Source organism: Caballeronia sp. LZ001 (assembly GCF_031450875.1).
In the GTDB taxonomy this organism is placed as follows: Bacteria; Pseudomonadota; Gammaproteobacteria; order Burkholderiales; family Burkholderiaceae; genus Caballeronia.
Genome location: NZ_JARTVX010000004.1, coordinates 1,164,599 through 1,185,367, shown reverse-complemented (window position 1 = coordinate 1,185,367; position 20,769 = coordinate 1,164,599). Strand labels below are relative to the sequence as shown.

The window sequence follows — 20,769 nt, the reverse complement described above, 5'->3', positions numbered from 1 at the left end:
AGGTTGGGACCGTTGGGTGGAAGTCAAGCAATGGCGCGCAAGGCTCCGCGCTGTTCCGTCGATGCCGTCCGATCGAGGCTTGCGCGCATGCCGGACAAGGCTTTCAACCGGCCGAAGCCCCTGCGCTTATTCATGCTCGCGAGAAAAAAACGCGTACATCGAATAAGGCTCGATCCGAAATGCAGCGCCGGATTCGATACAATATGCGACTGGGCTTCGAGGGGGCGCCCCGCACGACCGCGCCGCCAACGACGTCACGCGCCGCTTTTTCGAGCGCCCAAGCATCGTTCTTCCCGCCGCACGTCTTCCTTCCACTGCCGATAGATCATGTCTCTTTTCTCTGCCGTCGAACTCGCTCCCCGCGACCCGATTCTGGGCCTCAACGAAGCCTTCAACGCCGACCCGCGCCCGACCAAGGTCAATCTGGGCGTTGGTGTCTACACCAACGAAGAAGGCAAGATTCCGCTTCTGCGCGCCGTTCGCGAAGCTGAAAAAGCACGCGTCGATGCAGCGCTGCCGCGCGGCTATCTGCCTATCGACGGCATCGCCGCGTACGACTCGGCCGTCCAGACGCTGCTCGTCGGCCGCGACTCGCCGCTGATCGCTTCGGGCCGTATCGTCACGGCGCAGGCGCTGGGCGGCACGGGCGCGCTCAAGATTGGGGCGGACTTTCTGAAGCGCGTGAATCCGGGCGCGAAAGTCGCGATCAGCGACCCGAGCTGGGAAAACCATCGCGCGCTCTTCGAAGGCGCGGGCTTCGAGGTCGTCAACTATCCGTATTACGAAGCGGCGACGCATGGCGTGAACTTCGCGGCCATGCTCGACGCGCTGAACGGCTACGCGGCCGGCACCATCGTCGTGCTGCACGCGTGCTGCCACAACCCGACCGGCGTGGATCTGACGGACGCGCAGTGGGCGCAGATCGTCGAAGTCGTGAAGGCGCGCAACCTCGTGCCGTTCCTCGACATCGCGTATCAAGGCTTCGGCGAAAACATCGAAGCCGATGCCGCCGCCGTGCGCCTCTTCGCCGCGTCGGATCTGAACGTGTTCGTGTCGTCGTCGTTCTCGAAGTCGTTCTCGCTGTATGGCGAGCGCGTTGGCGCGCTGTCCATCATCACGTCGAGTAAGGAAGAGTCGTCGCGCGTGCTGTCGCAATTGAAGCGCGTGATTCGCACCAACTATTCGAACCCGCCGACGCACGGTGGCTCGGTGGTCGCGGCCGTGCTGGCATCGCCGGAACTGCGTGCGCTGTGGGAACAGGAACTGGGCGAGATGCGCGATCGTATCCGCGCCATGCGTAATGGCCTCGTCGAGCGTCTGAAGGGCGCGGGCGTGGATCGCGACTTTTCCTTCGTCGACCGTCAGCGCGGCATGTTCTCGTACTCGGGCCTGACCGCGCCGCAAGTGGACCGTCTGCGGGAAGAATTCGGCATCTATGCGGTCAGCACGGGGCGCATCTGCGTGGCTGCGCTGAATCTGCGCAATATCGATGTCGTCGCCAACGCGGTGGCGAGCGTGCTGAAGTAAGGCATTGCACGCGCGTTTGCTGCGAAAGAAAATGGCGTCCTTCTCACGAAGGGCGCCATTTTTTGTGGCCTGTGCGCGGCGTTTCGCCGGCGTCTATATCGATTCGGGACGTGCCGGCGCGTTGGGTCTTGCGTCGTCGTCATCGACTAAGCCGTAGGAAATCGCGCGCGCCAATTCCGCGCTCACGCTTGCCACGCCCGAACGCCCGTGACGTTCGACGGCTAAGCGGGGCTCGCCCGCGTGCATGCAGAACGTCAGTACAAGCGGCAACAGGATCGCGGCGGGCCAATAGGTCGATATTGTCTTTTTCATGGGATTACCTCTGTTCGTCGTCGCATCAAGCGCATGAATGATGCCCACTAGCGACTATCGAATTTTACGGAATCGCCGACATCTTAAAAAGACGCTGAAAAGCAAAGCTTCGTTGCGTGGCGGACAACGAAAGGTAGTCAACCCACGGCTTTGAAATTGCAACAAGAACGGGCCAATCGTCATAAAACCTTACAAAGTTCTTGGGGACATCGGAGCACGCCGGGTGTCTTATTGTCATCACTGCAACGAACTAATCAACGACATGAAATCCGCAGTTGCTGGACTTTTGATCGCGTCATCGGCTTTGGTACTAGGCGGCTGCGCGGTTTATCCCGATGGATCATCCTACGGTGGCGGATATCCCGCCGCGGGCTACGCCGATCCCGGCTATGGCTACGACGCGTACGGCGCGCCGGTGGTCGTTCAGCCCGGCGTAGCGGTGGGCGGCGGCTACTACTCCGGTCCTGGCCCCGCTTACTACGGTCCTGGCCCCGGCCGCTATTGGGATGACGGTCCAGGCTGGCGTCGTCCGCCATCGGGCAACTGGAATCGCGGGGACTATCCGCGTGGGCGCCCGCCGCAAGGAAATAATCAACCGCAACAAGCGGGCGGCGGACATCAGCCGGGTGGTGGTCAGCCACCGCAAGCCGGTGGAGGCCGTCCGGTGGGCGGACCGCCGCCTCAACAGGCAGGCGGAGGCGCGCCGTTGCCGCGAGCCGTCGGCGGCGTCCCGCCGGGACGTCCGCAGGCGCCCGCCGCGAATCCTGGCGGAAACGGTGGCGGCAATGGCGGCTACCATCGCGGTGGCGATCAAGGTGGTGGCGCCGGTGGCGGTGGCGGACACGGCGGCAACCAGCGAAGCTCGCTCGGGCCGATCGGCGGATAACGCGTCGATTGCGCGGAGCGCTAAAAAGCCGCGCCGGTTCGACCCGGCGCGGCTTTTTTCACATCGCTTTCATGGAAACACGCTTACCCGAGATGCGTGCCCTTCGCCTTGTACAGTTCGCGGAAGGTGCGCCCGACCGGTGCGGGCATATCGCGTGTTTCGGTCCATCCGGCGCCGAATGGCATGCGCGATATCGTCTTTCTCTTTCCGCCCATGACTTCAAGTACGCGCACCGCGAGTTTCGTGAAAAGCGCATAAGCAATTGGCCGAAGCGCGAAGTAACCCTACACGGCGAGCGCCACGCGTTCGGTCCAGGGGCGCAGATGGCGTTCGGTCTGCTTTTCGCGCAGTTTGCGCAGCAGGTCGGACAGCGGAATACCCACCGGGCACACGCTGTTGCATTCGCCGCATAGCGTTGCGGCTTGCGGCAGATCGAGCGCCTTGTCGATGCCCACATAAGCCGGCGTCAACACCGAACCCATCGGTCCGGGATAAACCCAGCCATACGCATGACCGCCGATCTTCTGATACACCGGGCAGTGATTCATGCACGCGCCACAGCGAATACACCGCAGCATCTCCTGGAACTCGCCGCCAATAAGCCCGGTGCGCCCGCCATCGACGAGCACGAAATACATATGCTCGGGCCCGTCCCGCTCGCCCGTCGCGCGGGGGCCGGTCAGCAGTGAGAAGTAATTGGAAATGGTCTGCCCGGTCGCCGAACGCGGCAGCAGACGCATTGCGGTGGCGAGATCTTCGAGCGTCGGCAGAATCTTCTCGATGCCTGTCACCGCGACGTGCACGCGCGGCATCACGGTACACATGCCTTCGTTGCCTTCGTTCGTGACAACTGCCACCGAGCCGGTTTCCGCGATCAAAAAGTTGCCGCCCGTCACTCCCATATCGGCGGACATGAAATGCGGGCGCAGCACTTCGCGCGCCTCGCGGGTCATGTCGGGGATGTCCGTGAGACGAGGCTTGCCGTGCGTCTTCGCGAAGAGATCGGCGATCTGCTCCTTGTCTTTGTGAACCACGGGCGCAATGATGTGGCTCGGCGGCTCGTTGTCGTTGATCTGCAGGATGTATTCGCCGAGATCGGTTTCGATGGACTGCACGCCCATTTCGCCGAGCACGCGATTCAGTTGCATCTCCTCCGAGACCATCGACTTGGTCTTGATGACCTTTTTCACGCCATGCGCGCGCGCGATGTCCGCGACCAACCGCGCCGCATCCTGCGTCGATTCCGCGTAGAGCACGGTCGCGCCACGGCGCGTCGCCTCGCGTTCGAAGGTTTCGAGCCATACGTCGAGGTTGTCGAGCGCGCGATTGCGGCGCTCCTTCAGCGCGGCGCGCGTCGCCTCGAAGTCGATATCGAGCACCGCGCTCGCCCGCGCGCTCACGAATTTGGTCGAGAGCTTGGTGAGGTTCTGCTGCAGACGCTCATCGGCGAGTTTGCTGCCGGCGCGCGCCTTGAAGTGCATCGTCTGGCCTTGCATGGGCTCGCTCGTTCGTCAGTTGCGGATGGAGTCGGATGCGTCGCCGGCAAGCACTTGCGCGATATGCAGCACACGCGTGCTCGTGTCGCCGGTGCGCCTCAAGCGCCCTTCTATATTCAGCATGCAGCCGAGATCGCCCAGCACGACGGTAGCCGCGCCGCTCGCCTTGATGTTGGCGCATTTTTCATCGACGATGGCCGTCGAAATGTCGCCGTACTTCACCGCGAACGTGCCGCCGAAACCGCAGCAATGTTCGCAGCCCGCCATCTCGGTCACGGGCACGCCCGCTTGTGCGAGCAAATCGCGCGGCTGCGCCTTCACGCCGAGTTCACGCAGGCCCGAGCAGGAATCGTGATAGGTCACGGCGCCTTCGAACACACCGGGCTCCATGCGCGCCTTGGCAACATTCACGAGAAAATCGGTGAGTTCGAAGACGCGCGGTTGCAGGCGCGCGAAGCGATTCATGAGTTGCGGATCGTCGCGCAAGAGATCGCCGTAATGCGCGCGGATCATTCCGCCGCACGAACCCGACGGCACCACCACGTAGTCGAATTGTTCGAATTCCCGCAGTGTCTTTTCGGCGAGATCGCGTGCAAGTCTGCGATCGCCGGAGTTATACGCGGGCTGGCCGCAGCAGGTTTGCGCGGGCGGCACGCTCACCGTAAAACCCGCGCGCTCGATCAGCTTGATGACCGAAAAGCCGATCTCCGGCCGCATCATGTCGATGAGGCACGTGACGAATAGTCCGACTTGCATGGTGGAGCGTTTCCTGTTTTATCGAGATTTTCTAAGACGCACGCCGATTATCCGCGAAGCGGCGGTGGTTCGGGCACTCCCCAACCGCCGACCGCGTTTTCACATTATGAGATACAATTGCGCATCCGTAGTTTGACGCATCAACCGATTTCCACGATGAGCGATACGAACCCGGAATCCAAAACCTCCATTCAGGTGATCGAACGCATGATGCGTCTGTTGGACGCGCTTGCCGGCCACACCGATCCCGTCAGCCTGAAGGAACTCTCTCAAAGCACCGATCTGCATCCGTCCACGGCGCACCGCATCTTGAACGACATGGTGCTGTGCCGGCTGGTGGACCGCTCCGATCCAGGCACGTATCGGCTCGGCATGCGTCTGCTCGAACTAGGCAATCTGGTCAAGGCGCGCCTTTCGGTGCGCGAGGCCGCGATGCCGCCGATGCGCGAACTGCATCGGCAAACGGGACAGACGGTCAACCTCTCGGTGCGTCAGGGCGACGAAATCGTCTATATCGAGCGGGCTTATTCCGAACGCTCCGGCATGCAGGTCGTTCGCGCGATCGGTGGACGCGCGCCGCTGCATCTGACTTCGGTCGGCAAACTCTTCCTCGCCGCCGACGAAACCACGCGCGTGCGCGCCTACGCCATGCGCACGGGTCTTTCGGGCCACACACAGAACAGCATCACCGATCTTTCGAAGCTGGAACGTGAGCTGTCGTTCGTGCGGCAACAGGCTTGCGCGCGCGATAACGAAGAACTCGAACTGGGCGTGCGCTGTATCGCGGCGGGCATTTACGACGATACCGGGCGGCTCGTCGCGGGCTTGTCGTTGTCGGCGCCGGCCGATCGTCTCCAAGACGCGTGGCTCAAGCAACTCAGTCATACGGCGCTGGAGATCTCGCGCTCGCTGGGTTATCACCCCGAGCCGGTTGCAGCCGCATCGCGCTGAATCTTGCGTTAGACACGCTGCTTCAAAGACAAAAAGCCGGACGGGTCGAGAGACCCATCCGGCTTTCTGCTTATTCAAACGTGCTTAGGGGTTCGTGCCGCTACCCATGTCCGCACTCATGATGCGCGGTTCGCCGAGCGTATCGAGGAACGAACGCAGGCGGCCGGCATCCGCGAAACGCGAATACTTGCCGTAGGAATCGAGCAGCACGATCACGACCGGGCGGCCGTTGACCGTTGCCTGCATCACCAGGCACTCGCCCGCTTCGTTGATGAAGCCGGTCTTCTGCAAACCGATATCCCACGACGCATTACGCACCAGCGCGTTCGTGCTGTTGTAGGCGAGATTGCGCTTGCCGGTGAAGACTTCGTAGCTGCGATCCGTCGAGAACTTGCGGATGAGCGGATATTGATACGCCGCGTTCACCATCTTCACGAGATCGCGTGCGCTCGAAACGTTGAGGCTCGTGAGACCCGTGGAGTTCTCGAAATGCGTGTCGGTCATGCCGAGCGACTTCGCTTTCGCGTTCATTGCCGCGATGAAAGCCGCCGGCCACCCGGGTAATAGCGCGACAACGCGGCCGCCGCGCGATTTTCCGATGCCATGAGCGCGATATGCAGCATGTCCTCGCGATTGAGCTCCGAGCCGACGGCGAGCCGCGAGCCCGTGAACTTCTCGTAATCGCGATCTTCGTCGGTCACCGTCATTTCGTCGGTGAGCGGCAAGTGCGAGTCGAGCGTGACCATGGCCGTCATCAACTTGGTGATGGACGCGATAGGCACGACGGCGCGCGAATTCTTGTCGAAAAGCGTTTCGGACGTGTTCTGGTCCACCACATAGGCCACGCTCGAACGCAGCGCCAGGCTGTCGGGCGTTTCATGCAGACCGAACGCCGAACCGACCGAGGTGGCACGCGGCTGATACGCCACCGAGTGCACTGCGGCGCGGCGCGAGCGCGGGTCCATGCGGTAATTCACTCGACGCTTGCGGGAAGCCCGGGGTACGTCGTCGTCTTCGGCGGCGACCTTGGCTACGCGGGCGGCACGGCCCGATTTCGCCGATGTCTTCGCCACACGAGCAGGCTTTTCGGCCTTCTCGGCGGAAGCAGTGGACTTCGCGGATTTCTTGACGGATTTGGTTGCGGTGGCGGTTTTTGCGAGGGCTTCAGCCGGAGCCGCTGCAAAGGACGTCGCTACGGCGATGGAAATGGCGATCGACAACGCGGAGCGCAGCGCTACGCCATGAACCACCTTAAACGACGAAAACATTTCGGTTTTCATTAGTGTTCTGTTGGGCGGCTGGAGAGTACCGCCAAGTGTAGTGAAGCTACGAAATTTAAGCAATATTAAGCACTTATCGGCACTCGTTAAACCGAGTTGTAAGCCACGATTGCTTATCGTTACACAACGCGCGCTTTGATCGGAAAAAACGATCGCGCTTTGCAGCAGTGCTGCCAACAGTGCGCTTTTATGCGGGACGACAAGCGCACTATCGGCAAAACTTTCTGCAACTTGAGCCAGGAATCGCGGATTCGGGTCTGGAAGACAGCGAAGCGAAAATTCGAAGAAGGCTGCGTGCGGTGGACGGATGCGGCGTCAACACAACAACAACGCAACCGACAGTCGAAATGTTAACGTCTCTTCAACAATTTGGTGTACGGCGTCATCCTAAAAATAGGACTTACTACAGAAACATCTCATCTTTCTTGCCGATGCGAGTCTCCAGCATGCGCATCGACGGGACATGATTCTGTCGTCTAAGCGTGCTTACATAACGCTCCTATCCGGTTAGGAGTGTCTCGCAACGCCACGCCCTGCGGCGGTGCATAGGGTTTTCACCAAGCAGCAGCGCATGCGGATGCGATCTAACTTAAGCCATTGTTTAACAAGACCTTTCGGCGTATTGTGCAATGCACAAAAAGCGCTTGACATCTATCGGAATATCTCTAAAATGGCTTCATGTTGCGACGCACCAATCGCACTTTGCAGTAACCGGCCGCAACGGCGCGCCGGACCTACCAAACCACGACCCGCGTTGATGGGTCGACTATCAGGAGCCTGAGATGACCCTGTTGACCCCCGAGCAAATCGCCGCCGCACAAAAAGCTAACTTCGACACGCTGTTCGGCCTCACGAACAAGGCATTCGAAGGTATCGAAAAGCTGGTCGAACTGAATCTGCAAGTCGTGAAGTCGACCCTGGCCGAAAGCCAGGAGAACACCCAGCGCGCGCTGTCGGTCAAGGACGCACAAGAACTCCTCTCGCTGCAAGCAAGCCTCACGCAGCCGGTCGCCGAGAAGGTTCTGTCGTACGGCCGTCATCTGTATGAAATCGCGTCGTCCACGCAGGCTGAATTCGCTCGCGTTGCTGAAGCTCAGTACGAAGAGCAAAACCGCAAGGTGCAATCGCTCGTCGACAACGTCGCGAAAAACGCACCGGCTGGTTCGGAAACCGCAGTCGCAGTCATGAAGTCGGCCATCACCGCCGCCAACACGACGTACGAAACGGTTCACAAGGCAACGAAGCAAGCTGTCGAAATCGCTGAAAGCAACTTCAACGCAGCCGCCACGGCCGCCACGAAGGCCGCTACGCAAGCGACCGAACAAGCTACGCGCACCGCCAAGAAGACGGTTGCGTAAGTCCGAAGCCGGGTTCGCCCGGTTGACGAAGCAAGAATCACGAAAAACCCGGCCTCGCGCCGGGTTTTTTGTCGTCTGTTGGTTCGGAAAAACGGCTTTAGCTTCACGCATTCGAGCGGGCAGTTCAAAAGCAAAAGCGCGCTTCCGTGAAGAAGCGCGCTTCGCTCGACACCCTTTTGCGGCCGCTTACTTCTTGCGCTGCGGCGGCAAGTCCGTACAGACGCCTTCGTACAACTCCGCCGCCATGCCGATGGATTCGCCCAAGGTCGGATGCGGGTGGATGGTCTTGCCGATGTCCGTGGCATCCGCGCCCATCTCGACCGCGAGACACACTTCGCTGATCAGATCGCCCGCGTTCAATCCGACGATCCCGCCGCCGATCACGCGATGCGTCGCTTCATCGAAAATCAGCTTGGTGAAGCCCTCGTCGCGACCATTGGCGATCGCGCGGCCCGAAGCGGCCCACGGGAACACCGCCTTGCCGTACTTGATGCCTTCGGCCTTGCACTGGTCTTCGGTCTTGCCGGCCCACGCCACTTCCGGATCGGTATAAGCCACCGACGGAATTTGCAGCGCATCGAAGTACGCCTTCTCGCCATGCGCCGCTTCCGCCGCGACGTGGCCTTCGTGCACGGCCTTGTGCGCGAGCATCGGCTGGCCAACGAGATCGCCGATCGCAAAAATATGCTCGACGTTCGTACGCAGTTGCTTGTCGACGTTGATGAAGCCGCGATCCGTCACCGCGACGCCCGCCTTGTCCGCGCCGATCTTCCCGCCGTTCGGACTGCGGCCCACGGCCAGCAACACGAGGTCGTAACGCTGCGCTTCGGTCGGCGCCTTGTCGCCCTCGAACGTCACGTAAATGCCGTCGTCCTTGGCTTCCGCCTTGGTCGTCTTGGTCTTCAGCATGACGTTGGCGAAGCGCTTCGCGTTGTACTTCTCCCAGACCTTCACGAGATCGCGGTCGGCGCCCATCATCAGACCGTCGAGCATTTCGACGACATCGATTTCGGAGCCGAGTGACGCATAAACCGTCGCCATTTCCAGCCCGATGATTCCGCCGCCCACCACCAGCATGCGTTTCGGAATCTGACGCAGTTCGAGCGCGCCGGTCGAGTCGACCACGCGCGGATCGTCCGGGAAGAACGGCAACTTCACCGCCTGCGAACCCGCCGCGATGATCGCCTTCTTGAACTTGACGACCTTCTTGCCGCCGTCGCCCTGCACTTCCATGTGGTTCGGATCGACGAACGTACCGACGCCCGTCACCACCTGTACCTTGCGCGCCTTCGCCATGCCCGCGAGACCGCCGGTCAGCTTCTTGACGACGCCCTCCTTGAAGCCGCGCAGCTTGTCCAGATCGATGCTCGGCTTGCCGAACGTGATGCCGTGCGATTCGAGATGCTTGGCTTCGTCGAGCACGAGCGCCGTATGCAGCAGCGCCTTCGACGGAATGCAGCCGACGTTCAGACACACGCCGCCCAGGGTCGCATAGCGTTCGACAAGCACGGTGCTCATGCCGAGATCCGCTGCGCGGAACGCCGCCGAATAGCCGCCGGGGCCTGCGCCGAGTACGAGCATGTCGCACTCGACATCCGCGCTGCCCGAATAACTGCCTGCCTTCGGCGCGGGCGCGGCGCTCGCCTTTTCGGCGGGCTGCGGTTGCGCGGCCGTCGGCTTGGTCGGCACTTCGCTCACGCCTCCGCCCTGACCTTCGAGCGTCAGAATCACGCTGCCTTCGGAGACGTTGTCGCCCAGCTTGACCTTCAGTTCTTTCACGGTGCCAGCGGCGGGCGAAGGCACATCCATGGTCGCCTTGTCGGACTCGAGTGTGACGAGCGATTGCTCCTTCTCGACCGTATCGCCCGGCTTCACATGGATCTCGATGACCGGAATGTCCTTGAAGTCGCCGATATCCGGCACCTTCACGTCCTGTGCGCCGCCGCCCGACGCCGCGGGCGTGGGTGCAGCCGGCTTTGCGGACGACGCTTCCTTCGGCGCTTCGGCCTTAGGTTCCGCAGCGGCGCTCGCGCCTTCGGTCTCGATCATCGCGATGACCGAGCCTTGCGAGACTTTGTCGCCCTGTTTGACCTTCACTTCCTTGATCGTGCCTGCCTGGTCGGCGGGCACTTCCATGGTGGCCTTATCGGTTTCGAGCGTGATGACGCCCTGTTCCTTTTCGATGGCGTCGCCGGGCTTGATATTGACTTCGATGACATCGACATCGGAGAAGTCGCCGATGTCGGGTACTTTTAGTTCGACGAGACTCATATTTGTCCCCTATGTCGACCAGAGCCGGTGCCTGAAGCGCCTGACCCGGGTCCCATGCAAGATGATGGCGAAGAAGAGCGGTTGGAGCCGGCGCGCGCACCGAAGCACGCGCCGGTCCCAGCGTCTCACGTGTCTTGCCCGCACAATCGAGCGAGGAAGACACGCGCCACTTTTTTAGAGAATCACTCGGCGGAAGTCCGCCAGAATGCCCGCGAGATAGGCGTTGAAGCGCGCCGCCTCCGCACCGTCGACGACGCGGTGGTCATACGACAGCGACAGCGGCAACGTGAGGCGCGGCACGAACTGCTTGCCGTCCCACACCGGCTTCATCGCGCCACGCGACAGACCCAGGATGGCCACCTCCGGCGCGTTGATGATCGGCGTGAAGTTCGTGCCACCGATGCCACCCAGCGAAGAAATCGAGAAGCAGCCGCCTTGCATCTGGTCCGGCTTCAGCTTGCCTTCGCGCGCGAGCTTCGAGAGATCCGTCATCTCCTTCGCGATATCCATCAAGCCCTTCTTGTCGGCGTCGCGGATCACCGGGACGACGAGGCCGTTCGGTGTATCGGCCGCGAAGCCAACGTGGAAATACTTCTTGAAGACGAGGTTGTCGCCGTCGAGACTCGCGTTGAAGGTCGGGAATTTCTTCAGCGCGGAAACCACTGCCTTGATGACGAAAGCCAGCATCGTGATCTTGATGCCCGACTTCTCGTTTTCCTTGTTCAGCTTCACGCGCAGCGCTTCGAGCTCGGTAATGTCCGCTTCGTCGTTGTTCGTGACGTGCGGGATCATCACCCAGTTGCGATGCAGGTTCGCACCCGAGATCTTCTTGATGCGCGACAGCGGCTTCGGATCGACAGGTCCGAACTTCGTGAAGTCGATCTTCGGCCACGGCAGCAAGTTGAGGTCGCCACCGCCGCCAGCCGGCGCGGCGACCGCAGCGGGCGCTGCGCCCTGACCCGACATGACGCCCTTCACGAACGCGGTGATGTCGCCTTGCGTGATGCGGCCTTTCGGACCGGAACCGCGCACACGCGTGACATCGACGCCGAGTTCGCGCGCGAACTTGCGCACCGAAGGCGACGCGTGGCTCGACGTGCGTGTGCCATCGCCTGCGGGAATAGCGGGCGCCTGCGCGAGCGCGGACGGCTGGGCGGGCGCGGGCGCGGGTTTGGCGGGCGCATCGGGCGGCGCTTCGACCGGCTTCGGCGCTTCCTGCTTCGGCGCCTCCTGCTTGGGCGCGGAAGCGGCCGGGCTGCTTTCGCCGCCTTCGAGAATCAGAATCAGCGTGCCTTCTGACACCGTATCGCCGAGCTTGACCTTCAATTCCTTGACGGTGCCAGCGGCAGGCGAAGGCACATCCATGGTCGCCTTGTCGGATTCGAGCGTGACGAGCGACTGTTCCTTCTCCACCTTGTCGCCAACCTTCACGCCGATTTCGATGACCGGGATATCCGTGAAGTCGCCGATATCCGGCACCTTCACTTCCACCGATCCGCCGCCGCTCGAAGCCTGAGCGGCTTGCGCGGGTTGCGACTGCGTGGTCGTGCCGGCCGGCGCTTCCTGCTTGGCGGGCGCGTCGGTTTTGGCGGGCGCGGAAGCGCCGCTTTCCAATACGACGATCAACGTGCCTTCCGACACGTTATCGCCCACTTTGACTTTTACTTCCTTGACCGTGCCCGCGGAGGAGCTCGGTACATCCATGGTGGCCTTGTCGGATTCCAGCGTGACGAGGGACTGTTCCTGTTCAACGACATCGCCCACCTTGACCAGAACCTCGATCACGGGAATGTCCTTGAAATCGCCGATGTCCGGCACTTTGACTTCGATCGCTTGACTCATTATTAGTGTCTCCTGTGTTGCATGCGGCGCGCCCCCGCTTCGGGAGCGCGCCGCATCACAACGCACGGGGGCGATGCCTTTAGACGGTCATCGGGTTGGGTTTAGCCGGGTCGAGGTTGTACTTCTTGATCGCCTCAGCGACGACCTTGCGCTCGATCGTGCCTTCGTCGGCGAGCGCGTTGAGCGCGGCCAGCGTGACCCAGTAGCGGTCGACTTCGAAGAAGTGGCGCAGTGCTTCGCGCGTGTCCGAGCGGCCGTAGCCGTCGGTGCCGAGCACCACGAACTTGTTCGGGACATAGGCGCGAATCTGGTCGACGAGCGCGCGGATGTAATCCGTCGACGCGATCACCGGACCTTGCGCGCCCTTGAGCAGCTTGGTGACATGCGGCACTTGCTTTTCGTCGGCCGGATGCAGCAGGTTCCAGCGGTCGATTGCCTGACCTTCGCGAGCCAGTTCCGTGAAGCTCGGCACGCTCCACAGGTCGGCGGCCACGCCCCAGTCGTTCTTGAGCAAGTCGGCAGCGGCGATCACTTCGTTGAAGATCGTGCCCGCGCCCATCAACTGGACGCGCGGACCCTTTGCCGCGCCTTCGGCCTTCCTGAACGCGTACATGCCCTTGATGATGTCCGCGGCAACCGATTCACCTTGCGGAATCGCCGGATGCTCGTAATTCTCGTTCATCACGGTGATGTAGTAATACACATCTTCCTGGTCGGCGACCATGCGGCGCAGGCCGTCCTGCATGATGACCGCGAGTTCGTAACCGAAGGTCGGGTCGTAGCTCACACAGTTCGGGATCGATGCTGCCCACAGCAGCGAGTGGCCGTCTTCGTGCTGCAGGCCTTCGCCGTTGAGCGTCGTGCGCCCAGCGGTGCCGCCCAGCAAGAAGCCGCGCGAACGCATGTCGCCCGCCGCCCAGGCCAGGTCGCCGATGCGCTGGAAGCCGAACATCGAGTAGAAGATGTAGAACGGGATCATGATCTCGCCGTGCGTCGAATACGACGTCGCGGCCGCGATCCAGTCACACATGCCACCGGCTTCGTTGATGCCTTCCTGCAGAATCTGCCCGGTTTCCGATTCCTTGTAGAACATCAGCTGGTCGGAGTCTTCAGGAATGTACTTCTGGCCGTCCTGATTCCAGATGCCGATCTGGCGGAAGAGGCCTTCCATGCCGAAAGTACGCGACTCGTCCGGCACGATCGGCACGATACGCTTGCCGATGGCCTTGTCCTTCAAGAGGATGTTGAGCACCCGCACGAACGCCATCGTCGTGGAGATTTCGCGGCCTTCGCCCGTGCCCTTGAGCAGCGGCTCGAATGCCGACAGTTCCGGCACCGGCAGCGACTCCGCCTTCTCGCGGCGCGACGGCAGATAGCCACCCAGTTCCTGACGGCGGGCGCGCATGTATTCCAGTTCCTTCGAGCCTTCCTCGAAGGTGAGATACGGCACGTCGGCAATCTGTTCGTCGGTCAACGGCAGACGGAACTGGTCGCGGAACTTCTTCAGCGTGTCGATCGGCAGCTTCTTCTGCTGGTGCGTGATGTTCATGGCCTGGCCGTGTTCGCCCATGCCATAACCCTTGATGGTCTTGGCGAGGATCACGGTAGGCGAGCCCTTCGACTTCTGCGCCTGATCGTAAGCCGCGTAGATCTTGTGCGGATCGTGGCCGCCGCGGTTCAGGTTCCAGATGTCTTCATCGGACCAGTCGGCCACCAGCGCCTTCAGTTCCGGCGTGTTGAAGAAGTGCTCGCGCACGAACGCGCCCGATTCCGACTTGTAGGTCTGGTACTCGCCGTCGACCACTTCCATCATGCGGCGCATAAGCGCGCCGGTCTTGTCGCGTGCGAAGAGCGCGTCCCAGCGGCTGCCCCAGATCACCTTGACGACGTTCCAGCCCGCGCCACGGAATTCGCTTTCGAGTTCCTGGATGATCTTGCCGTTGCCGCGCACCGGACCGTCCAGACGCTGCAAGTTGCAGTTGATGACGAACACGAGGTTGTCCAGACGCTCGCGCCCGGCCATGCCGATTGCGCCGAGCGATTCCGGCTCGTCCGTTTCGCCGTCGCCGAGGAACGCCCAGACTTTGCGGCCCTGCGTCTTCACGATACCGCGCGCTTCCATGTACTTCATGAAACGCGCCTGATAGATGGCCATGATCGGGCCGAGGCCCATGGACACCGTCGGGAATTGCCAGAAGTCCGGCATCAGCCACGGATGCGGATACGAGGAGATTCCCTCGCCGCCCACTTCCTGACGGAAGTTGTTGAGCTGCGCCTCGGTCAGACGGCCGAGCAGGAACGCGCGCGAGTAGACGCCCGGCGACGAGTGACCCTGCACGAAAACGAGATCGCCGCCATGTTCCTTCGACGGTGCGTGCCAGAAGTGATTGAAGCCGACGTCGTAGAGCGTCGCCGCCGAAGCAAACGAAGCGATGTGACCGCCGACATTGGTGTCCTTGCCCGCGCGCAACACCATGGCGATGGCGTTCCAGCGCGTGTACGAACGAATGCGGTGCTCGATGTCCTGGTCGCCCGGAATCTTGGCCTGCCCGGCGACGGGAATCGTATTGATATAGGGCGTATTCGCCGAAAACGGCAGATGCTCGCCATGCACGCGGGCGAATTCGATCTGCTTTTCGATCAGGTAGTGCGCGCGATCAGGACCGACTGCCGAAATGACGCCGTCGAGTGCGTCGAGCCACTCGGCGGTTTCCTGAGGATCGTCGTCTTTGGCATTGGCGACATATTTGAGAACTTCGTCGGGTACAGCGGACATGCTCGTCTCCTGATGTGAGGATCGCTCTAAGAACCGCCGACAGTCGCCCGCCGAAAACCGGGCACTGGCCGCGTGCCGGCAATTCTAAATAGGGTCCAGACTTTGTAGCAAGGAATTTTTCGAATCATGAGAGATGATCTCATAATGCGGAAAATTGCTGCAATGCACCGTCCGATAAGGCTTTTTTAATCAGACTTTTCTCCTCCTTTTCCCGCAATTGAGCCGTCTCTAACACCTTTTTACGCTAATTAACAATCAGACGCTGCGTTACAATCGCTTCCATGTTGACCGATCGGCTTCTCGCACGCTCGGCGCGGGTCGCGCGCAAGCCGACCGACTCGTCGCCCACCCGCTGGCACCACGGACCGTGGTGGTCGAACTCCTATCTACTCACGCCGCTCATCTCGATCCTCGTTTTTCTGGTCGTCATGAGCCTGATTCTCTGGAGTCTCAACCGCCGCGAGCAGCAGCAGCAGGAAGACACGCTATATCGGAACGTCGCCTGGGCCCAGCAACAGATTCGTCTTTCGATGACGGGTGCGCAAGAGCAGATCCAGGCGTTATCGCGAGACATCGCAAGCGGTCATGGCGACCCTCAGACATTCCAGACGTCTTCCACCGACATCATGCAGGGGCATCCCGAGATCCTCTACATGAACTGGTACACGAGCCAGCACAAACCGCGCTGGCCTAATACGCCGCTGCCGGTACTCGGGTCGCGGCTCGCCAAACCCAACGACACTCAGATGGACGAAGCGGTGCAGGCCGCCTTCGAGGAAGCGCGCACGACGCGTCGCCAGGTTTATTCGCCCTTACTCTACGACGACCTCGGCAACGGCTACATCACCTTGCAAACGCCGGTGTTTCGCGACCGCGAATTCCTCGGGTCCATCGCGGCGGTGTTTTCCATCGAAGGCATTTTGAAGCACGACATTCCGAGCGAGCTGTCGGCGAAGTACAAGATCTCCATCACCGATCTGAACAATCGCGAACTCGCGACGACATCGAGCCGTCCACGCCTGCCGCGCGACATGTTCTACGATCTGCCGCTCGATCCGCCCGGCCAGGGGTTGTCGGTGCGCGTGTATTCGTATCCGCAGCTCACGAACTTCACGAACAACACGCTGGTGTGGCTCGTCGCCGGCCTGTCGTGCTTCGTGCTCTGGAGCTTGTGGAGTCTCTGGAAGCACACGCGTCAGCGCTTCGAGGCGCAACAGGCGCTTTACGCCGAAGCGTTCTTCCGCCGCGCGATGGAAAACTCCGTCTTGATCGGCATGCGCGTGCTCGACATGCACGGCCGCATCACGCACGTGAATCCCGCGTTCTGCCGCATGACGGGTTGGGACGAAAGCGATCTCGTCGGCAAGAACGCGCCGTTTCCATACTGGCCGCGCGATGCCTATCCCGAGATGCAGCGCCAACTCGACATGACGCTGCGCGGCAAGGCGCCCTCTTCCGGTTTCGAGTTGCGCGTGCGCCGTAAGGACGGTTCGTTCTTCCACGCGCGTCTTTACGTGTCGCCTTTGATCGACAGTTCGGGCCGCCAGACCGGCTGGATGTCGTCGATGACGGACATCACCGAACCCAAGCGCGCGCGCGAAGAGCTCGCCGCCGCCCACGAACGCTTCACCACGGTGCTCGAAAGTCTCGATGCCGCCGTCTCCGTTCTCGCCGCCGACGAAGCCGAACTGCTGTTCGCGAACCGCTATTACCGGCATCTCTTCGGCATTCGTCCGGACGGGCACTTGCAGCTTGCGGGCGCCGGTTTCGATGGCGCTTCGGGTTCGTCGGAGCTGAGTTCGTCGGACACCATCGACATGGTCGATACCTACGCCGGACTGCCCGCCACCGCGCTGACCGAAAGCTCGGCCGACGCGCAGGAAGTCTATGTGGAAGGCATCCAGAAGTGGTTCGAAGTGCGCCGCCAGTACATTCAGTGGGTGGACGGCCATCTCGCGCAGATGCAGATCGCGACCGACATCACGCAGCGCAAGCAGGCGCAGGAACTCGCGCATCAGCAGGAAGAGAAGCTGCAGTTCACGAGCCGTTTGATGACGATGGGTGAAATGGCGTCGTCGCTCGCGCATGAGCTGAATCAGCCGCTCGCGGCCATCAACAACTATTGTTCGGGCTGCGTCGCCTTGGTGAAATCCGGGCGCATGACACAGGAATCGCTCTTGCCCGCGCTCGAAAAAACCGCGCAGCAGGCGGTGCGCGCAGGCATGATCATCAAGCGCATTCGCGAGTTCGTGAAGCGCAGCGAGCCGAAGCGGCAGGCGACGCGCGTGGCCGATATCGTCGCGGATGCAGTCGGTCTCGCCGAAATCGAGGCGCGCAAACGCAAGATTCGCATCGTCACGGAAATCCGCTCGCGCATGCCCGTGATCTACGTCGATCCCGTGCTGATCGAACAAGTGCTCGTGAATCTGTTGAAAAACGCAGCCGAAGCAATGCATGATGCAAAACCGAATGCCGTCGATCCCGTCATCCGCGTGATCGTGCAGCGGCTCGACGGCGGCGTGGTGTGCATCAGCGTGGTCGATCAGGGCCCGGGTGTGGATGAAGCCACCGCCGAGCGTCTCTTCGAACCGTTTTACAGCACCAAGTCCGATGGCATGGGCATGGGGCTGAACATTTGCCGTTCGATCATCGAATCGCATCGCGGCCGCCTTTGGGTCGTGAACAATGTCGAATCGGACGGACACGTGACCGGCGCGACTTTCCATTGCAGCCTGCCGATCGGCGAAGTGGATGGGTCGGGCACGGACTCGGGCGGCAACGCCGGGTCGCAAAGCGAACATACGAGACAACAAACAGTTACGGGAGAACTATGAGCAGTCCAGTCACCACTCAGGAAACCGTCTTTGTCGTGGACGATGACGAAGCCGTGCGTGATTCGTTGCGCTGGCTGCTCGAGGCGAACGGGTATCGCGTGCAGTGTTTTTCGAGCGCGGAATCGTTCCTCGACGTCTATCTGCCGATCGCGCATTCGGGCGCCATTTCGTGCCTGATTCTCGATGTGCGCATGGCCGGCATGACCGGCCTCGAGTTGCAGGAAAAGCTGATCGCCGAGAATTCGCTTCTGCCGATCATCTTCGTGACCGGTCACGGCGATGTGCCGATGGCCGTCTCGACGATGAAGAAAGGCGCGATGGATTTCATCGAGAAACCTTTCGACGAAGCCGAACTGCGCAAGCTTGTCGAGCGCATGCTCGAAAAAGCGCGCAACGAAAGCAGCAGCGTGCAGCAGCAACGCGCGGCCGCCGAGCGGCTTGGCAAACTCACGGCGCGCGAGCATCAGGTGCTGGAGCGGATCATCGCCGGGCGCCTGAACAAGCAGATCGCCGACGATCTCGGCATCAGCATCAAGACGGTGGAAGCGCATCGCGCGAACATCATGGAGAAGCTTTCCGTGAATACCGTTGCCGACCTTCTGCGTCTCGCGCTTTCAAACAAGCCGCAGCAGCAATAACCGTAGTTCATTGCCCAAAGGCAACCTTTAACCATACGGCCGGCATTCGATGCTGGCCGTATGTGTATTTGCGCTTCCAATTCACGCGCCCTTCTCTCGGCATTCCTTCGTTGTCCGCGCATGCAAAACGTGATATTTCGTGGATCACGTTGACACATTACAAGGGCGGCCCGTAACTTGACCGCACCCTCCTTACGGGAACGAGGTCATGCACGACAACGCATTCGTCGCCTTTTCAAACGGTGCTTCGGCACGCGGGCAAACGTTTGAATTGAGTGCTGCCAAAAGCAGCGTGATTGCCTCGGTGCTTGCTTCGCGTCATTGCCTTTCATCGGCTTCGCTCTTAGTCTTCGTACCGCAAATCTATCCCGCTGGTTCACGCTCATCTCTCGCGCTCATGTCGCATCATGCGGCGGCGTGTGCGCGTCTGCCGGGCGCCAAGGTCGCGCCCGAAGCATCGAATACCGTGCAACGGAGGAACTGAAATTGACCGCTCATCGCACCCATTTGACCCGGCCCGCGCGGCAAGCCCGCATGCTCGCGTTGTCCGCGGCGCTTGCCGCCATGCCGCTCGCCGCGCTGCATTGCTCGTCCGTGCTTGCGCAGACTCAAGGCGCGGCCAGTACGGCGCCCAAGCTCGGCAATCAGCAACTCGACGCGCTCACCGCGCCCGTCGCGCTTTATCCCGATGCGCTGCTCGCGCAAGTGCTGATGGCGTCGACATATCCGCAAGAGGTCACCGAGGCCGCGCAATGGTCGAAGACCAACTCGAACATCAAGGGCGACGATGCCGTCAAGGCCGTGCAGTCCGAGCCGTGGGACCCGAGCGTGCAATCGCTCGTTGCTTTCCCGCAGGCGCTCGCGACGATGGCATCCAAGCCCGACTGGATGACGCAACTTGGCAACGCGTTCATTGCGCAGCCGAGCGACGTGATGGACTCCGTGCAGCGGTTGCGCCGCGCCGCGCAGACAGCGGGCAATCTCAAGAGCACGGAGCAGCAGAAGATCGTGGTCGAGCAGCAGACTATTCAGATTCAGCCTGCCAATCCGCAAGTGGTCTACGTGCCGACCTACAACCCGACGGTCGTATACGGCGCGTGGCCGTATCCCGCGTATCCGCCGGTGTATGTGCCGCCGCCGCCCGGCTATGCGATCGCCACCGGATTCGCGACGGGGCTCGCGTTCGGCGCGGGCATCGCGGTTGCGAATTCGTTGTGGGGCAATTGCGACTGGAACCACGGCAATGTGAACGTGAACGTCAATCGGTACAACAACATCAACGTGAACAATCGCCTGAACGCGAACAGCAATAACGTGAACTGGAACCGCAACGACCCGCAGTTCAACCGGAACAACGTCGCGAACCGGCAAAACAACTTCAACAATCAGAATCTCGGCACGGCCAACCGCGATCAGTATCGCGGCCGTAACGACGCCCGCGCGCAGGCCGCGCAGACGCTGCAGCAGCGCACCGGCCAGAACCTCAACCAGAATGCGAGTCAGCGCGTGCAGAACATTCGGCAAGGCGGCGGTCAGAACGCGCTCGACAACAACGACGTGCGGCAGCGTGCGCAGAGCGTGAATCGCGATAACGCGCTGCGCGGCGCGGGCGACGGCAACACGGCCCGGCAGGACGCTCAGCGCGGGCAAGCGAGCAGGCAGTCGTTCGCGAGTCAGCAGAATCGCGTGGGCGGCAACGGCGGCGGCGTGCAGCGCCCAGGCCTTGGTGCGGGCGGCGGCGGCGTGCAGCGCGAAGGCGGCTTCGGCGGCGGAGGTTTTCACGGCGGTGGCGGACTTGGCGGTGGCGGAGGTTTTCATCGCCGTTGATCGTGTCGCGCCCCA

Annotated in this window: 12 protein-coding genes and 3 pseudogenes; 7 read left to right on the top strand and 8 right to left on the bottom strand. The window is 61.5% G+C overall.

The genetic code is table 11. The annotated features are described in order from the left end of the window. Nucleotides 1-327: 327 nt before the first annotated feature. Nucleotides 328-1,527 carry an amino acid aminotransferase gene (locus P9292_RS16010; RefSeq protein ID WP_244827609.1) on the top strand — a complete coding sequence of 400 codons (1,200 nt, stop codon included), beginning with the start codon at nt 328-330 and terminating at the stop codon, nt 1,525-1,527. Between the two features lie 93 nt (nt 1,528-1,620). Here P9292_RS16010 and P9292_RS16005 read toward each other — a convergent pair whose 3' ends face one another. Continuing rightward, on the bottom strand, nt 1,621-1,839 hold the full coding sequence (locus P9292_RS16005; RefSeq protein WP_244827608.1) for a hypothetical protein: 219 nt from the start codon (nt 1,837-1,839) through the stop codon (nt 1,621-1,623). A 262-nt stretch (nt 1,840-2,101) separates the two neighbouring features. Here P9292_RS16005 and P9292_RS16000 point away from each other — a divergent pair, with 262 nt between their 5' ends. Beyond that, nucleotides 2,102-2,725: a hypothetical protein gene (locus P9292_RS16000; RefSeq protein WP_244827607.1), complete on the top strand. Its 624-nt coding sequence runs from the start codon at nt 2,102-2,104 to the stop codon at nt 2,723-2,725. Between the two features lie 83 nt (nt 2,726-2,808). On the opposite strand, the pseudogene P9292_RS15995 reads toward P9292_RS16000, so the two are convergent. Both P9292_RS15995 and P9292_RS15990 read right to left on the bottom strand, forming a co-directional pair. Further along, nucleotides 2,809-4,221: pseudogene (locus tag P9292_RS15995) on the bottom strand (lactate utilization protein B). A 15-nt stretch (nt 4,222-4,236) separates the two neighbouring features. Beyond that, a complete protein-coding gene (locus tag P9292_RS15990; RefSeq protein WP_309842411.1) occupies nt 4,237-4,977 on the bottom strand; it encodes a (Fe-S)-binding protein in 741 nt (246 codons plus the stop codon). 156 nt (nt 4,978-5,133) lie between these two features. Here P9292_RS15990 and P9292_RS15985 point away from each other — a divergent pair, with 156 nt between their 5' ends. Then, nucleotides 5,134-5,928, top strand: a complete 795-nt coding sequence (locus P9292_RS15985) for an IclR family transcriptional regulator (protein WP_244827604.1) — start codon at nt 5,134-5,136, stop codon at nt 5,926-5,928. 84 nt (nt 5,929-6,012) lie between these two features. Here P9292_RS15985 and pbpG read toward each other — a convergent pair. Further along, nucleotides 6,013-7,208: pseudogene (gene pbpG, locus P9292_RS15980) on the bottom strand (D-alanyl-D-alanine endopeptidase). A gap of 782 nt (nt 7,209-7,990) precedes the next feature. Between pbpG and P9292_RS15975 the strand changes: the two are divergent. Further along, on the top strand, nt 7,991-8,566 hold the full coding sequence (locus tag P9292_RS15975) for a phasin family protein (RefSeq protein ID WP_244827602.1): 576 nt from the start codon (nt 7,991-7,993) through the stop codon (nt 8,564-8,566). A 186-nt stretch (nt 8,567-8,752) separates the two neighbouring features. On the opposite strand, the gene lpdA is transcribed toward P9292_RS15975, so the two are convergent. The 4 genes and pseudogenes from lpdA to aceE form a co-directional block, all read right to left on the bottom strand. Beyond that, nucleotides 8,753-10,495 carry a dihydrolipoyl dehydrogenase gene (gene lpdA, locus P9292_RS15970; RefSeq protein ID WP_309845202.1) on the bottom strand — a complete coding sequence of 581 codons (1,743 nt, stop codon included), beginning with the start codon at nt 10,493-10,495 and terminating at the stop codon, nt 8,753-8,755. 117 nt (nt 10,496-10,612) lie between these two features. Next, nucleotides 10,613-10,837: pseudogene (locus P9292_RS15965) on the bottom strand (biotin/lipoyl-containing protein); the annotation flags it as partial. A 174-nt stretch (nt 10,838-11,011) separates the two neighbouring features. Then, entirely contained in the window at nt 11,012-12,679 is a 1,668-nt protein-coding gene (aceF, locus tag P9292_RS15960; RefSeq protein ID WP_250464331.1) for a dihydrolipoyllysine-residue acetyltransferase, read from the bottom strand. Between the two features lie 79 nt (nt 12,680-12,758). Beyond that, a complete protein-coding gene (aceE, locus tag P9292_RS15955; RefSeq protein ID WP_244827599.1) occupies nt 12,759-15,455 on the bottom strand; it encodes a pyruvate dehydrogenase (acetyl-transferring), homodimeric type in 2,697 nt (898 codons plus the stop codon). Nucleotides 15,456-15,736: 281 nt separating this feature from the next. Between aceE and fixL the strand changes: the two genes are divergently transcribed. The 3 genes from fixL (at nt 15,737) to P9292_RS15940 (ending at nt 20,754) form a co-directional block, all read left to right on the top strand. Continuing rightward, on the top strand, nt 15,737-18,289 hold the full coding sequence (fixL, locus tag P9292_RS15950; protein ID WP_244827598.1) for an oxygen sensor histidine kinase FixL: 2,553 nt from the start codon (nt 15,737-15,739) through the stop codon (nt 18,287-18,289). After that, nucleotides 18,286-18,927: an oxygen response regulator transcription factor FixJ gene (gene fixJ, locus P9292_RS15945; RefSeq protein WP_244827597.1), complete on the top strand. Its 642-nt coding sequence runs from the start codon at nt 18,286-18,288 to the stop codon at nt 18,925-18,927. Before fixL ends, fixJ begins: the two co-directional genes overlap by 4 nt. 564 nt (nt 18,928-19,491) lie before the next feature. Next, nucleotides 19,492-20,754 carry a DUF3300 domain-containing protein gene (locus P9292_RS15940; protein ID WP_309964052.1) on the top strand — a complete coding sequence of 421 codons (1,263 nt, stop codon included), beginning with the start codon at nt 19,492-19,494 and terminating at the stop codon, nt 20,752-20,754. Nucleotides 20,755-20,769 lie beyond the last annotated feature (15 nt).

Bases quoted from the DNA above. Each gene is read 5' to 3' on its own strand.
- P9292_RS16005 (WP_244827608.1), bottom strand. From the start codon at position 1,839: ATGAAAAAGACAATATCGACCTATTGGCCCGCCGCGATCCTGTTGCCG.
- aceE (WP_244827599.1), bottom strand. From the start codon at position 15,455: ATGTCCGCTGTACCCGACGAAGTTCTCAAATATGTCGCCAATGCCAAA.
- P9292_RS16000 (WP_244827607.1), top strand. From the start codon at position 2,102: ATGAAATCCGCAGTTGCTGGACTTTTGATCGCGTCATCGGCTTTGGTA.
- aceF (WP_250464331.1), bottom strand. From the start codon at position 12,679: ATGAGTCAAGCGATCGAAGTCAAAGTGCCGGACATCGGCGATTTCAAG.
- P9292_RS15985 (WP_244827604.1), top strand. From the start codon at position 5,134: ATGAGCGATACGAACCCGGAATCCAAAACCTCCATTCAGGTGATCGAA.
- P9292_RS15940 (WP_309964052.1), top strand. From the start codon at position 19,492: ATGCCGCTCGCCGCGCTGCATTGCTCGTCCGTGCTTGCGCAGACTCAA.
- fixL (WP_244827598.1), top strand. From the start codon at position 15,737: ATGTTGACCGATCGGCTTCTCGCACGCTCGGCGCGGGTCGCGCGCAAG.
- P9292_RS15990 (WP_309842411.1), bottom strand. From the start codon at position 4,977: ATGCAAGTCGGACTATTCGTCACGTGCCTCATCGACATGATGCGGCCG.
- P9292_RS16010 (WP_244827609.1), top strand. From the start codon at position 328: ATGTCTCTTTTCTCTGCCGTCGAACTCGCTCCCCGCGACCCGATTCTG.
- fixJ (WP_244827597.1), top strand. From the start codon at position 18,286: ATGAGCAGTCCAGTCACCACTCAGGAAACCGTCTTTGTCGTGGACGAT.
- P9292_RS15975 (WP_244827602.1), top strand. From the start codon at position 7,991: ATGACCCTGTTGACCCCCGAGCAAATCGCCGCCGCACAAAAAGCTAAC.